The organism is Myxococcus faecalis, assembly GCF_050039385.1.
Classification (GTDB): domain Bacteria; phylum Myxococcota; class Myxococcia; order Myxococcales; family Myxococcaceae; genus Myxococcus; species Myxococcus fulvus.
This window is the reverse complement of the sequence record NZ_CP144336.1, coordinates 7,150,887-7,164,287: the sequence shown is the minus strand read 5'-3', so window position 1 is coordinate 7,164,287 and position 13,401 is coordinate 7,150,887. Positions and strand designations below refer to the sequence as shown.

Here is a 13,401-nt window from a genome sequence, read left to right as displayed (position 1 = left end):
GTGGCCCCAGGCGGGAGTGGGAGGTAGAAGGCGAAGCCGTCGCCATGGCCCGCTCCCCACGCTCCGCCGCCAAGAAGCCCCGTCTGCGCGCCCTCCCCGGCCGCTCCACCCCGGCCCCCACGTCCGAGCTGGACGACGAGGCCCTGCTCGCGTGCGCGCGCGACGTGCTGGAGGCGGAGTCGCGCGCCATCCTCGGCGTGACGGCGCGGCTGGGCGCGCCCTTCGTGCGCGCGGTGCGGCTGGTGCGCGAGTGTCAGGGACAGGTCATCGTGACGGGCATGGGGAAGGCGGGCCACATCGGCCAGAAGCTCTCCGCCACGCTCGCGTCCACGGGTGTCCGCTCGGTGTTCCTGCACCCCGCGGAGGCGGTGCACGGGGACCTGGGCCGGGTGGCGCGCGGGGATGTCATCCTGGCGTTGTCGAACAGCGGCTCCACGGAGGAGCTGGTGCGGCTGCTCCCGTCGTTCAAGCGCATGGCCACGCCGGTCATCGCGTTGACGGCGGACACGCAGAGCGCGCTGGCGCGTGGCTCGGACGTGGTGCTGGAGATTGGCCACATCGAGGAGGCGTGTCCGATGGGGCTGGTCCCCACGGCGTCCACGGCGGCGCTGCACGCGCTGGGCGACGCGCTCACGATGGCGGTGCTGCGCTCGCGGCCGTTCGGGACGGATGACTACGCGCTGCTCCACCCGGGTGGGAAGCTGGGCCGCTCGGTGCAGCGCGTGTTCGAGCTGATGCGCACGGGGCCCGCCAACCCGCTGGTGCGCGACACCGCCACGCTGTCGGAGGTGGTGGGGGTGATGACGAAGACACCGGGCCGGCCGGGCGCGGCCTGCGTGGTGGACCGCACGGGGCGGCTGGTGGGCATCTTCACGGACGGCGACCTGCGCCGCCGCGTGGAGCAGGGGCTCACCGACTTCAAGATTCAGGTGCGCGACGTGATGGGCAAGCAGCCGCGCTGCGTGACGCCGGAGACGCTGGCGCTCTCGGCCACCGCGCAGATGCGCGAGCTGAAGGTGGACCAGCTGCCCGTGGTGGACGTCGAGGGCCGCGCCGTGGGCCTGCTCGACGTGCAGGACCTGCTCGCCGCGAAGTTCGTCTGACGGGCCGCGACGCGCGGGCGCTCGCCGACGTGCCCACCGGAGGGGTCCGTGGGTTCGTGCCACCCACGCGCGCCTCAAGGAGCACCTCGCCGCGTGCGGACTCAAAGCACGGCGCCATCGCATCAACTCGGTGGTGCCGCGCCCGCGCAAGCACCGGCATCCCTGAACGGTACGGACGCCCCTGCGTTCGCCAGGGCCAGCGCCCCCACGCAGCGCCCGCGTCAGCATCGATCTCGCTCGCCTGGACGGACGGACGTGCCTCCACCACCAGCGTCAACGCACCGCCGACGCAGTGCGGACCACACGGTGCACATCCTGGCATCTCGCGACGGGCGGGATTCCCCGCGATGCCACGAGCCATCGCACCGCCTCTCGGCGGCGCGGGCCCAGCCGACGCCTACCGCGACAGCTTCGCCTGGAGGCCGGCCTTGTTGTAGTCGGGCGCGTCCGAGGACAGCTTCTCCCACAGGGCCTTGGCGCCCTTGGCGTCACCCTTCTCGAGCAGCATGTCGCCCAGCTTCTCCACCGACGCCGGGTCCGACTGCACCGCCACGCCCCACACGCGCGCGGCCATGGGCCGCCCCAGGCCCACCAGCGCCCACGCCATGCCCGCCTTCGCGCGGCCGTTCTCCGGCTGGAAGGGCACCACACGCGTGTAGTTGCCGAGCGCCTCCTGGAAGCGCCCCTTCGCCAGGTGCTCCTCACCCTCCTCCACCAGCTTCGTCAGGCCCTGCTCCAGCTCCGGCGTGCGCTCGGTGTTCTTCACCGCGTCCACCATCTCCGGCGTCAGCGGACGCGGCGCGTCCTGCGCGGGAGCGGCGGCCAGCGCCTGCGACAACCGGATGCGGCGGTCCTCGGCGCGCGCCGCGAGCAGCTTCGCGCGCCCACCCGCCTTCACCGTCTCGTCCACCAGCGCCGACATCCGCTTCGCCGTGGCCGCGCGCGCGGAGTTGGGGTTGAGGGCCTGCACCGCCTCGAAGCCCTCGTGCGCCTGCTTCAGCGCCGCCAGGTCCTCGCCCTTCGTCTCGAACAACACCGAGGCGCGCCCGTAGAGCGCCTCCTCGTGCCGGGGCTCCACCTCCAGCACCGCGCCGTACGCCGCCAGCGCCGCCGCCGAATCTCCGCCCAGGTACAGCGCGTTGGCGCGCATGACCCCCGTCTCCAGCACGGGCTCCAGCGCCGCGCGAGCACAGGCCGCCGCGCCCGCCGCGTCACCCTTCTTCGCGCGCTCGCTCGCCACCTGCCCCATCGCCTCCAGCGGCTGGCCCGGCGTGAAGCCACACTTCGCGGCCTCCGCCGTCGGCACCGGCGTCTTGCCCAGCTTCTTCTTCTGCGCCAGGAACAGGTCGCGCACCGGCTTCGCGCGCTCCTCGGCCTGCTGCAGGTACGTGTCCGCGTCCACGTTGCGGCCGTTCACGTAGTACAGCCGGCCCAGCGACGCGGCGATCTCGAACGTCTTCTCGCGCCCCTTCAGCCCCTCCGTGGAGTCGAGCTGACGCAGCAGCTCGTCCGCGGACGGAGGCGCCTTGCCCGTGCCCGACAGCGGCGGGTGCCCCGAGGGCAGCGCGTCCGGAGACGTCGGCGTCTGCCCTTCGAGCGGAGGATGCCCTTGCGGCAGCGCGCCCCCTCCACCCATGGACGGCGCGGTGGGGGACGCCTGCGTCCCCGGGGGGACGGGCGGGTGACCAGGGGGCAGCGAAGAGGGCTCGGCGGCGAGCAGCGCCGCGGTGGCCAGGGCCAGGGAGAGGTTCATGTCTCGTTGCTCGGCAGGCTCGCTTCGGGCCACCAGGTGGCTTCACTCCTGCGGACATCCTGCGGGGCGAGTTTCCCGAGGAGCTCCTTCACCGTCGTCCCCAACACGGGGTGCAGCAGGTCCGGCGCCAGCTCCGCCAACGGCTCCAGCGCGAAGCGACGCTTGTGCAATTCAAGGTGCGGCACCTGGAGGTGCGGATCCGCCACCACCTGGCCCTCCCAGAAGAGGATGTCCAGGTCGATGGTGCGCGGGCCCCAGTGCTGCTCGCGGCGTCGACCCAGGTCCTTCTCAATCTGCTGGAGGATGACCAACAGGCGCTGCGGGGACAGCGCGCAGTCCAGGGCCACCACCGCGTTGAGATAGCGCGGCTGCGGCGGCCCGACGGGGGCGCTGTCGAAAAGAGAGGAACAACGAAGCACCGCCACCGCATCGATGCGGGACAGCGCGGTGAGGGCGGCGACCAGGTGGGACTCGCGGTCCCCCTCGTTCGAGCCCAACCCGACGTAGACGATGGTGCTCACGGCTCCAGCTCAACTGGATTGAGCAGCGTCCCGATTCCCTCGATTTCCACTTCAACCGAGTCACCGGCCGCAAGCTTCCCCACTCCCGAGGGCGTGCCGGTGGAAATCATGTCCCCTGGGAGCAGAGTCATGATGTGGGAGATGAACGACACCAGGCGAGCGGGGCTGAACACCATGTCGGAGGTGCGGCTGTCCTGGCGCACCTGCCCGTTCACCCGGCAGGAAATCTGGAGGTCGGCGGGCGACAGGCCCGTCACCGCCCACGGCCCCGCGCACGCGAAGGTGTCGTAGCCCTTGGCGCGCGTGTGCTGCGTCTCGCGCTTCTGGATGTCTCGCGCGGTGACGTCGTTGAAGCACGTCAGGCCCCAGATGGCGCGCGCGGCGGTCATCTCGTCGGCGTTCTTGAGCTTCTCGCCGATGACGAGCGCCAGCTCCGCCTCGAAGTGCACCTCCTGGCTCGCCTTGGGGATGCGGATGGGGGAGCGGGGGCCGTTGAGCGCGGTGGAGGGCTTGGTGAAGATGAGCGGCTCGACGGGCACGGGCTTGCCCATCTCCTCCGCGTGCTTGCGGTAGTTCTGGCCGATGCAGACGACCTTCGACGCGTCCGCGGGCACCAGCAGCGTCACCGCGGACAGCGAGCGGCGGATGCCCGTGTCCTTGACGCCGGTCAGCCAGGGCGCCGAGGAGAGCACCACCACCTCGGTGCCCTCGACGCGGCCGTGGTGCGCGCGGCCCTCGTAGAGGAAGCGGCAGTAGCGGGCGGTCGTCATGAAGTCCTCTGGAAGCCGAGCACGTCGGCCATGTCATACAGCCCCGGCGGGCGGCCCACCACCCAGCGCGCCGCGCGCAGCGCCCCCAGCCCGAACTGGTCGCGGCTGGTCGCCCGGTGCGTCAGCTCGATGCGCTCGCCCTCGCCGAAGAAGTACACGGTGTGCTCGCCCACCACATCCCCCCCGCGCAGCGTCTGCACGCCAATCTCCTTCGCGGGGCGCGCGCCCGTCTGCCCGTGGCGCGCGAACGTCAGGTCGTCCTGCGTGCGGCCCAGCGCGGAGGCGAGCACCTCCGCCAGCCGCAGCGCCGTGCCGCTGGGCGCGTCCTTCTTCATCCGGTGGTGCGCCTCCAGCACCTCCACGTCGAAGCCCGGGCCCAGGACACGCGCCAGCTCCGCGGCCACGCGGATGACCAGGTTGACGCCCACCGACATGTTCGGCGCGGCGACGATGGGCACCTGCTTCGCGCTCTCGGCCAGCGCCTGCGACGCCTCCGGAGAGAAGCCGGTGGAGCCGCACACGAAGGCCACGCCGCGCTCGGCGCACGCCTTCGCGTGGGCCACGCTGACCTCCGCGCTGGTGAAGTCGATGACCACGTCCGCCTTGGCCGCATCCAGCGCGCGGCCCAGGTCGTCGGACACCTGCACCTCGAGCGCGCCGATGCGCGCCGCAAGCCCCGCGTCCAGGCCCACCGAGGCGCTGCCGGGCCGCTCCGTGGCGCCGACGACCTGGAGGTCCTCCGCGTCGCGCGACAGGCGCAGGAGCGTGCTGCCCATGCGTCCGGTGATGCCGGTGATGACGGTGCGAATCATGGTGGGCCGCGCTCCTGGCGTGTCGTGGCGTGTGGCGCTCGGCAGAGCGGCTTCAGTGCTTCAGCAGGCCCAGCTGACGCAGCTCCTCGGCGAGCTTCGCCGCGTTGGGCTCCGTCATGGGCACCAGCGGCAGCCGCACCTCCGGCCCGAAGAGGCCCAGCAGGTGCAGGCCCCACTTCACGGGGATGGGGCTGGACTCCACGAAGAGCAGCCGGTGGAGGGGGTTGAGCTTCACCTGGAGCTCGCGCGCCTTGGCGATGTCGCCGGCCCGCGCGGACGCCACCAGGTCCGCCATCATCCGGGGCGCCACGTTGGACGACACGGAGATGACGCCCTTGCCGCCGCACGCGATGAAGGGCAGCACCGTGAAGTCGTCACCGGACAGGAGCGTCAGCCGCTCGCCGCACTTCTCCAGGATGTCCACGGCCCGGGCCATGTTGCCGGTGGCCTCCTTGATGGCCACCACCTCCGGGAAGTCGCACAGCCGCTGCACCGTCTCCGGCAGCAGGTCCACGCCGGTGCGGCCGGGGACGTTGTACGCGATGATGGGGAAGCCCGGGTGCGCCCTGGCCACCGCGCGGAAGTGCTCCACCAGGCCCGCCTGCGTGGGCTTGTTGTAGTACGGCGTGACGATGAGCGTGCCGTCCGCGCCCGCGTCCCGCACGCGCGCCACGCCCTCGATGACCTCGGCGGTGTTGTTGGAGCCCGCGCCGCCGACCACCAGGGCCCGGCCCTTCGACTCCTCCACCACCACGCGCACCGCGCGGGCGCGCTCGTCCGCGGACATGGTGACGGACTCACCCGTGGTGCCCATGGGGATGAGCACGCTGGTGCCGCCCTCGATCTGCTGCCGCACCAGCGCCCGGTAGGCCGACTCGTCGAGCGCGCCGTTGCGGAACGGGGTGGCCAACGCCGTCATGGAGCCTTCGAAGGTCTTCATGCCGGCGCTTATATGTTCAGGCCCGCTCGCCGCGCCAGAGATCCTCGGTGCGCTCGCGCTCCCGCACCACCCGCCAGGCCTCCTCGGCCACCAGCACCTCCGCCGGACGGGGGCGGGAGTTGTAGTTGGAAGCCATGCTCATGCCGTAAGCCCCGGCGCTGAGGAAGGCATACAGCTCGCCCGGCTGGGGGAGGACCAGGGAGCGCGCCTGGGCCAGCACGTCGGTGGACTCACACACCGGCCCCACCACATCCACCTCCACTTCCTTGCCCCGCCGCTTCACCAGCGGGACGAAGCCGTGGTGGGCCTCGTAGAGGGCGGGCCGCAGCAAATCATTCATGCCCGCATCGACGATGGCGAAGCGCTTGGCCGGGGTCAGCTTGCGGTACAGCACGCGCGTGAGCAGCACGCCCGCGTTGCCCACCAGCGAGCGCCCCGGCTCCAGCACCAGCCGCGCGCCCGTGTCCTTCGTGGCCGCGAGCACCACGCGCGCGTACTCCGCCACTGACGGCGGCGTCTCGTCCGTGTACGTGATGCCCAGCCCACCGCCCACGTCCAGGTACTCCAGCGGGTGCTTGCGCGCCTTGAGCTCGCGGTACAGGCCCGCCACCTTGGTGAGCGCCGCGCGCACCGGCGAGCTCTGCGTGAGCTGCGAGCCGATGTGACAGTCCAGGCCGAAGGCCTTGAGGCCCCGCATCTTCCTGGAGCGCTCGTACAGCGCCACCGCCTCCTCGAAGGGCACGCCGAACTTGGACGTCTTCAGCCCGGTGGCGATGTAGCGGTGCGTGCGCGCGTCCACCTCCGGATTCACACGCAGGGCGAACGGCGCCTTCTTCCCGAGCCGCCGGCCCACCGCGTCCAGCGCCTCCAACTCCTCGGCGCTCTCCACGTTGAACAGGAGCAGGCCCGCGTCCAGCGCGGCCGCCATCTCCTCCGGCGTCTTGCCCACGCCCGCGAACACCGTCTTCGCGGCCTCGCCGCCCGCCTGCCGCACGCGGGCCAGCTCCCCGCCGGAGACGATGTCGAAGCCCCCGCCCAGCCCCGCGAACAGCCGCAGGATGGAGAGGTTCGAGTTGGCCTTCACCGAGTAGCAGATGAGGGGCCGGGCCTCGCCGAAGGCGTCGACGACGGCGCTGAAGTGGCCGGTGAGCGCCGCGGAGGAATAGACGTAGGCGGGCGTACCCACCGCGTCCGCGATGGCGGGCAGCGGCACGCCTTCCGCGTGCAGCACGCCCTTTCGATAGGTGAAGAAGCTCACGGGACTCCGGCGTCCGCGTCGGTGGTGGTGGTCGGCGTCACCACGCCACCATCCGTCGTCGGAGACACGGAGGGCCCGGTGGGCGCCACCGTCGTCGGCGCGGTGTCCGACGGCGGAGGAGGCGTCTCCGTCGCGGGCGCGCTCGGCGCCAGCGGCGGCTTGGGCGCGCCCTTGATGCCACACGCCACCACCCCCAGCACGAGGAGGGCGGCGATGCTCAGCGAAGAGAGGGCGCGCTTCATGACTAGAACTTCACGCCCAGCCAGCCGCGGATGGTGTGCGGCGTCTCCAGGTCCCGACGCAGCACCTCCTGGTACTGCTGCAGGCCGCTCATCGGGAAGAGGATGCCGTAGGCCAGGCCCGCGATGAAGCCGTCCTCGGTGGTGTAGTCCACTCCCGCGTTCAGCTCGATGCCCAGCGACTTGCTGGTGAACGACGGCGTCGACTCGGCGTAGAGCGCCTGCGAGTAGATGAGGCGACCGTACACGTCGATGCCCGGCGCCACCGCGTACTTCACGGACGGGCGGATGTAGAACGCGTCGGTGATGCCGCCGATGAGCTGGCGCCACAGGATGAGGTCCACGCGGTAGTCGCGGTTGAAGCGGAAGTTGCGGATGGCGTCATCCGCGCAGCCGCCCGCGTCGCAGCGGTACTGGGGGCCTTCCACGTCGCCCGGCTGGGTGTAGTTGTTGGGGCCGTTCGGGTTGCCCGAGCCGGTGCGGCCCGGGTAGTTGCCGAAGCCCGGCGCCTTGTCACCGGAGGCGAAGCCCAGCTCCAGGCCCACCGTCAGCTTGTTCTCCACCGCCTTCACCTCACCCTGGAGCACGCCACCGAACTGGGCCACGCGCAGGCTGGGGTCCGCCATCGCCTCGTTCAGGCTGAGGCCGCGGCTGTTGATGCTGCCGAGCACCGCCGCCAGCTCCATCTCGATGCGCCAGGAGCGCTCCTCGTAGCGCAGCCAGAAGTCCGGGACGTACAGCTTGGCGTCGCGGGGGATGAAGCTCACCTGCCCCGTCGTGTCGTTGGTGATGTCCTGGTAGTTCTGCGTGCGGTAGGTGAAGTGCAGGCCGTACTGGAGCACGCCCTGGTTGTTGTCGAGCTTGGAGCGGATCTGCGCGTCCGTGTCCCGGCGGGCGATGGCGAGCACCCAGCTGTGGGCGTCATCGGCCTGGGTCAGGTCCACCGGCTCGCCCTGGGCGCCCGTGCGGTACACCGAGCCCTCGGAGTTGAAGTCCAGCATCGGCGTGACGTACCAGCCGGCGAACGGCTCGGTGACGAACTGGATGCGGTCCACGGTGTCGCCGAAGTCGCAGTCGAAGCAGTTGCCGTCGTTGCGCAGCATGCCCAGGCCCCAGTGGCTGCCCATGCGGCCGAAGCGCAGGATGCCCACCGGCGTGTTCACCTCGCCGTAGGCGCGGCGCAGCTTGATGGAGTCCGACAGCGTGTTGCCCAGCGACTCCTGGTCCTCGGAGAAGATGGTGAAGACGTTGCGCGCGTCACCCGGGTAGAGCGTGTCCGGCGTGGAGCCCAGCACCAGGTTGTCCAGGCCGTCCACCTGGAGCTTGATCTTCACCTGCTCGGAGATGTTGAACGTGGGGTCCAGGCGCAGGCGCATGGTGGCGAACGACTGGGTGTTCGCCGACGTGCGCGAGGAGCGCGGGAAGAGGTCCTGGCCCGCGATGGTGGCCGGGACGCGGCCCAGGTCGAACTTGTAGAAGAGCGTGGGGCGCAGGCGGAAGTAGCCGTCGAGCTGGAAGACCTCCAGCTTGCGCTTCTCCTCGGGGTACTCCTCGCTCCACTCCTCGCCGTTGAGGGACTGCTTGGCGGCCTCGGCGCGAATCTCTCCGCGCAGCTCCTGCTTGGTGGCCTCCAGGTCGTCCTGGGTGACCGCCTCGGCCGCGGGCACGGTGGTGGCGGCGGGCTGCGCGGCGGCGGGCTGCTCGGGGGCGGTGGCCGGAGCCTCGGGGGCGGGGGCGGGCGCGGCCTCCGCGGGCGCGGGCGGAGGCGTGCCCCCGGCGGGCACCTGGGCGGTGGCCGTGGAGGAAGCGACGAGCAGCGCCGCCAGCAGGACGTGAGACATGGGCAACGATCTCCAGGGCCGCTCGGGGCGGCCGGGTCGGAAAGGCGGGCGATTCAAGCCATGGGACAGGGGGGTGTCAACGCCAACCGGGACGTCGGTTCGCGCCGTTGACGACAGGACGCCCGGGGTCATTTCCCTGCCCTCCCCCGGGGTTGGCACTTCGGACAGGCGTAGGTGGTGCGTCCCGCCTGGGTGAAGGACTCCACCGGCGAGCCGCACCTGGAGCACGGGCCCTCACCGCGGCCGTACACCAGGAACGGGTTCTCCGAGCCACCCTCCTCCAGGTACACGGGCTCCTCGCCCTGCTGCTCCTCGAGGCCGAAGTCGATGCTCTCCCGGATGGCCTGGACCAGGCGCTTCCAGTCCTCCGGGGTGAGGGTGGAGGGCTTGCGCGCGGGGTGCAGGCCCGCTCGGAACAGGGCCTCCGCGGCGTGGATGTTGCCCAGGCCGGCGATGCGCCCCTGGTCCATCAGCGCCACCTTCAGGTCCTGCTTCGAGGACGCCACGGCCTGCTCCAGCTGGCCGGCGGTGAGGCCGTCCGCCAGCGGGTCCCTCCCCAGGGCCTTCACCACGTCGAGCGAGCGCAGGCCCGCGGCGGGGGTCGGCTCCATGCGCCCGAACATGCGCGCGTCGGCGAAGTGCAGCACCTGGCCGTCGTCGAGGTGGAAGCGGGCGCGGCTGTAGGGGACGACGTCGGTGGGGGCGCGGCGCACGAACTTGCCCGTCATGCCCAGGTGGCCCAACAGGCCCCGGCCTTCCTCGAAGGAGAAGAGCAGGTACTTGCCCCGGCGCACGAGCGACTCCAGCCGCCCCTGCAGCTGAGCGAAGCGCGCACGGTCGGCGCCGCGGAAGACGCGGGTGTCATCCGCCTCCGCGCGCACGAGTCGACGGCCCGTGAACCAGCGCACCAGATTGCGCCGGGCGATCTCCACTTCGGGTAACTCGGGCATCCGCCCGGGCACATAGCACCGGCCCCAAGCCCGGCCCACGCATTAATTGCGGAGGGCCCCGGACGCGCTCAGCCGCGAGGCTTCTTCGGATCCGGCGCCCCCAGGCCGCCACTGCCCTCCGGGGTCGTCGACCCGGGCGTCGAGGCCTCCCGTGGATCATCCGGCGCCCCCCCCACCCCTGGCTCCACCCGGAACGGCTTCGAGCCGAGCCCTCCCGAGTCCTCCCGAACCTCCCGCGCCGCCAGCCGTGGACGCAGCCGTAGCGCCCCTTCCACCGGCGTCACCTCCGGACCTCGTACCTTGGCGCCTGCTGGAGCACCCACCTCCGGCGCCGCCCGGGGCACACGCCTCGACCTCGCCTGCGCGCGAGCCCGTCGCTCCAGGAAGGCCATCACCCGCTCGCGGTGCTCATCCGGATGACGCCGGGGGTCGAACGTGGTGGAGCGGGACTCGATGAGCTTGAGCGCGGCATCCAGCTCGGCCGGTGCCACGCTCGCGCCCGTCAGCTCCAGCTCGGAGAGCTGCTCCTGTGAGACCACCTCGTCCACGGCGTGCAGGGTGGACAGCACGAGCCCCCGAGCGTGGGGCCGCACCAGACACAGGTGGCCCTTCTGATACAGCACCACCCGCCCCACGCCCACGCGTCCCGACACGCGCAGCGCCTCCGTCATCAACGCATACGCCTGCTCCACGCCGCGCGCCGGCACCAGGTGGTACGAGGTGTCCAGCAGCAAGGGGTCCACCTCCACCGGGTCCACGAACTCCTCCAGCGCGATGACCCGGCTCGACACCGGGTCCAGCGCGTCCAGCTCACCGCTCGTCACGGTGACCTGCCGGCCGTCCTCCAGCGTGTACCCCCGCACCACGTGCTCGAGCGGCACCTCCTCGCCATCGGCGGAGCACACCCGCTTGTTCTGGATGCGGGCGCCGTCCGCGTCGTGAATCAGGTGGAAGCGGGCCTGCCGGGAAGAGACGGCGCCGTGCAGCCGTACCGGGAGCGTCACCAGCCCGAAGCTCAGCGAGCCCACCCAGACCGGACGAGCCATGTCGACCTCCTCGCGGTGTCACCCACGACCGACACCCCACGCATCAAACGTCGATGGCCTCCGACACCGCCGCAAGGCTCGCACGCACCACCGGAGGGCACGCGAGCCGCGCGACGCCCGAGCGACGCGGGTCCGTTGTCGGTCGGAAGCGTCACGAGGGGCTTGCCGTGGAGGCGGACGCTGCCCAAGAGTCCGGGCAGTCAGTCGCTCTCTCAACGCATCAACCGGTCAAGAAAGGCGCATTCGGTCATGCAGCGGATTCTCTCGGCGGTATGGAGCCTCGCCCTCGTCATGGGCGTGACGACGGGCTGCACCACGCAGCGCGTCCAGGCGGAGAAGGCTCTCGCGAAGACCTTCATCTCGGATGAGCAGGAGGAGGAGATCGGTCAGCAGGTGAAGAAGGAGCTCGAGCAGAAGGAGAAGATCAAATACGTCGAGGACCCGACCATCGTCGAGTACGTGCGGGGTCTGTCCGCGCCCATCCTCAAGCAGGCCACCAAGGACCGGCCTGGGGTGAAGTGGAAGATCAACGTCATCGACGACCCGAAGACGGTCAACGCCTTCGCGACGCCCGGCGGCTACCTCTACGTCTACACGGGCCTCATCCTCGCCTCGGACACGGAGGCGGAGCTGGCGGGCGTCATGGCCCACGAGGCGGGCCACGTGGTCGGCCGCCACTCGGCGCGCGCCATGGTCAACCAGATGGGCATCCAGACCGTCACCCAGCTCGCCCTGGGGCAGAACCCCGGCGCCGCCGCGCAGGTGGCCGCGCAGCTGGTGGGCGGCGGCGCGCTGCTCGCGCACAGCCGCAGCGAGGAGCTGGAGGCGGACGAGTTCGGCGCGCGCTACTCGTCCGGCGCCGGCTTCGACCCCAAGGGCCTCATCACCTTCTTCCAGAAGCTCCAGGCGCAGGGCGGTGACACGCCGGGCGTCATGAAGTGGCTGAGCACCCACCCCACCAACCGGCAGCGCATCGGCGACCTGGAGAAGTACATCAAGGAGAAGAACCTGCGCGGCACCAACAACAGCCCGGGCCAGCTGCCCGCCATCAAGCAGAAGCTGGGCGCGCGCTAGCCCCGGGCGTCGTCAGTGCAGCGTGGAGGGCGGAGGCTGCTGCTCCGCCGCGGAGGGCTCGGGGGACTTCCCCCGGGCCACGCGCCGACGCCAGCGCCAGAAGGCCATCCTCGAGCGCTTCGCGCTGGCGGCGCTCTTGGCGGCCCCCGGCGTCTTGAGGGGCGGCTCGGCGGGCGCGGGCTCGTCGAAGTCGCGCGCGCCCTTCTCCTTCCCCTCCGCGGAGGCGTGCTCGAGGATGGCGTTGATCTCCCCGCCCAGGATGAACACCAGCCCGGAGATGTAGAGCCACAAGAGCAGCACCACCACGCCACCGATGGAGCCGTAGGTGACGTTGTACTTGCCGAAGTGCTCCACGTACTGCGTGAACCCCCACGTGCTCCCCATCCACGCCAGCGTGCCCAGGGTGGAGCCGGGGGTGATGTACTTGAAGCGCTGCTTCACGTCCGGCAGCAGGTAGTAGCAGAGCGACACCACCAGCATCACCAGGCCCGCGGTGAAGGGCCAGCGCGCCCAGGACCACACCAGGTAGAACGCCTCCTCCACCTGCAGCCGCGTCGCGAGCCACGCCCCCAGCCGCCCGCCCAGGAGGAACACTGCGAAGGACAGCGGAATCAGCAGCGTGCCCACCAGCGTCACCACCACCGCCAGGCCCTGCGTCTTCCACACGGGCCTGGACTCGGGCACGTCGTAGGCCAGATTGAGCGCCTTGCGCAGGGCGTCCGCGCCGCGTGACGCCGACCACAGGGCGAGCACGAGACCCACGGTGAGCAGCCGGGGCCGGGGCTGGTCCACCAGCGCCGTCAGGTGCTGCGTCACAAGGCCCAGGGCGTCGCCAGGCACCAGCGGGCGGAGGCGCTCCAGCATCGCGTCCACCGCGCCGGGCGCGAACGGCAGGTACGCCACCAGCGTGACGAGGAAGAACAGGAAGGGGAACAGCGAGAACAGCAGGTAGTAGGAGAGCTGCGCCGCGATGTCCGTGACGGTGTCTTCCTGGAACTCCTTCACGAAGCGCCGCGCGAACTCGCGCCACGTGAGGTACTTGAGCCGTGGCAGCCGCATCCTTCCCTCCTCGCTCCCCACTCTCGGGTAACGGA

At 71.3% G+C, this 13,401-nt stretch carries 13 protein-coding genes; 2 read left to right on the top strand and 11 right to left on the bottom strand.

What is annotated here, in order from left to right; all coding sequences use genetic code 11:
• The first annotated feature begins 44 nt into the window (after window positions 1–44).
• Window positions 45–1,103, top strand: a complete 1,059-nt coding sequence (locus VZQ01_RS28800) for a KpsF/GutQ family sugar-phosphate isomerase (protein WP_223748491.1) — start codon at window positions 45–47, stop codon at window positions 1,101–1,103.
• Between the two features lie 397 nt (window positions 1,104–1,500).
• Here VZQ01_RS28800 and VZQ01_RS28795 read toward each other — a convergent pair whose 3' ends face one another.
• The 10 genes from VZQ01_RS28795 to ku form a co-directional block, all read right to left on the bottom strand.
• On the bottom strand, window positions 1,501–2,856 hold the full coding sequence (locus VZQ01_RS28795) for a tetratricopeptide repeat protein (protein ID WP_426745246.1): 1,356 nt from the start codon (window positions 2,854–2,856) through the stop codon (window positions 1,501–1,503).
• Window positions 2,853–3,377, bottom strand: coding sequence for a 2-amino-4-hydroxy-6-hydroxymethyldihydropteridine diphosphokinase (gene folK, locus VZQ01_RS28790; RefSeq protein ID WP_046715810.1), 525 nt, complete (start codon window positions 3,375–3,377; stop codon window positions 2,853–2,855). Before folK ends, VZQ01_RS28795 begins: the two co-directional genes overlap by 4 nt.
• Window positions 3,374–4,147, bottom strand: a complete 774-nt coding sequence (locus VZQ01_RS28785; RefSeq protein ID WP_223748489.1) for a fumarylacetoacetate hydrolase family protein — start codon at window positions 4,145–4,147, stop codon at window positions 3,374–3,376. Before VZQ01_RS28785 ends, folK begins: the two co-directional genes overlap by 4 nt.
• Window positions 4,144–4,959, bottom strand: a complete 816-nt coding sequence (dapB, locus tag VZQ01_RS28780) for a 4-hydroxy-tetrahydrodipicolinate reductase (RefSeq protein ID WP_223748488.1) — start codon at window positions 4,957–4,959, stop codon at window positions 4,144–4,146. The genes VZQ01_RS28785 and dapB overlap by 4 nt, the downstream gene beginning before the upstream one ends.
• 52 nt (window positions 4,960–5,011) lie before the next feature.
• Window positions 5,012–5,899: a 4-hydroxy-tetrahydrodipicolinate synthase gene (gene dapA, locus VZQ01_RS28775; protein ID WP_426745245.1), complete on the bottom strand. Its 888-nt coding sequence runs from the start codon at window positions 5,897–5,899 to the stop codon at window positions 5,012–5,014.
• A gap of 16 nt (window positions 5,900–5,915) precedes the next feature.
• Window positions 5,916–7,157 carry a diaminopimelate decarboxylase gene (gene lysA / locus VZQ01_RS28770; RefSeq protein WP_426745244.1) on the bottom strand — a complete coding sequence of 414 codons (1,242 nt, stop codon included), beginning with the start codon at window positions 7,155–7,157 and terminating at the stop codon, window positions 5,916–5,918.
• Window positions 7,154–7,399, bottom strand: a complete 246-nt coding sequence (locus VZQ01_RS28765) for a hypothetical protein (protein ID WP_223748485.1) — start codon at window positions 7,397–7,399, stop codon at window positions 7,154–7,156. Before VZQ01_RS28765 ends, lysA begins: the two co-directional genes overlap by 4 nt.
• Before the next feature lie 2 nt (window positions 7,400–7,401).
• Complete coding sequence (locus VZQ01_RS28760; RefSeq protein ID WP_223748484.1) at window positions 7,402–9,237, bottom strand: TIGR04551 family protein; 1,836 nt, start codon at window positions 9,235–9,237, stop codon at window positions 7,402–7,404.
• A 128-nt stretch (window positions 9,238–9,365) separates the two neighbouring features.
• The gene (mutM, locus tag VZQ01_RS28755; protein ID WP_223781662.1) at window positions 9,366–10,187 is read right to left on the bottom strand and encodes a bifunctional DNA-formamidopyrimidine glycosylase/DNA-(apurinic or apyrimidinic site) lyase; all 822 of its coding nucleotides are present in this window, start codon (window positions 10,185–10,187) and stop codon (window positions 9,366–9,368) included.
• Window positions 10,188–10,255: 68 nt separating this feature from the next.
• Window positions 10,256–11,233, bottom strand: coding sequence for a non-homologous end joining protein Ku (gene ku / locus VZQ01_RS28750; RefSeq protein ID WP_267699713.1), 978 nt, complete (start codon window positions 11,231–11,233; stop codon window positions 10,256–10,258).
• Between the two features lie 249 nt (window positions 11,234–11,482).
• Between ku and VZQ01_RS28745 the strand changes: the two genes are divergently transcribed.
• On the top strand, window positions 11,483–12,307 hold the full coding sequence (locus VZQ01_RS28745) for a M48 family metallopeptidase (RefSeq protein ID WP_223748481.1): 825 nt from the start codon (window positions 11,483–11,485) through the stop codon (window positions 12,305–12,307).
• Between the two features lie 12 nt (window positions 12,308–12,319).
• Here the strand turns inward: VZQ01_RS28745 and VZQ01_RS28740 are convergent, their stop codons facing one another.
• Window positions 12,320–13,366 (bottom strand): YihY/virulence factor BrkB family protein, encoded by a 1,047-nt coding sequence (locus tag VZQ01_RS28740; RefSeq protein WP_426745243.1) that lies wholly within the window; start codon window positions 13,364–13,366, stop codon window positions 12,320–12,322.
• Window positions 13,367–13,401 lie beyond the last annotated feature (35 nt).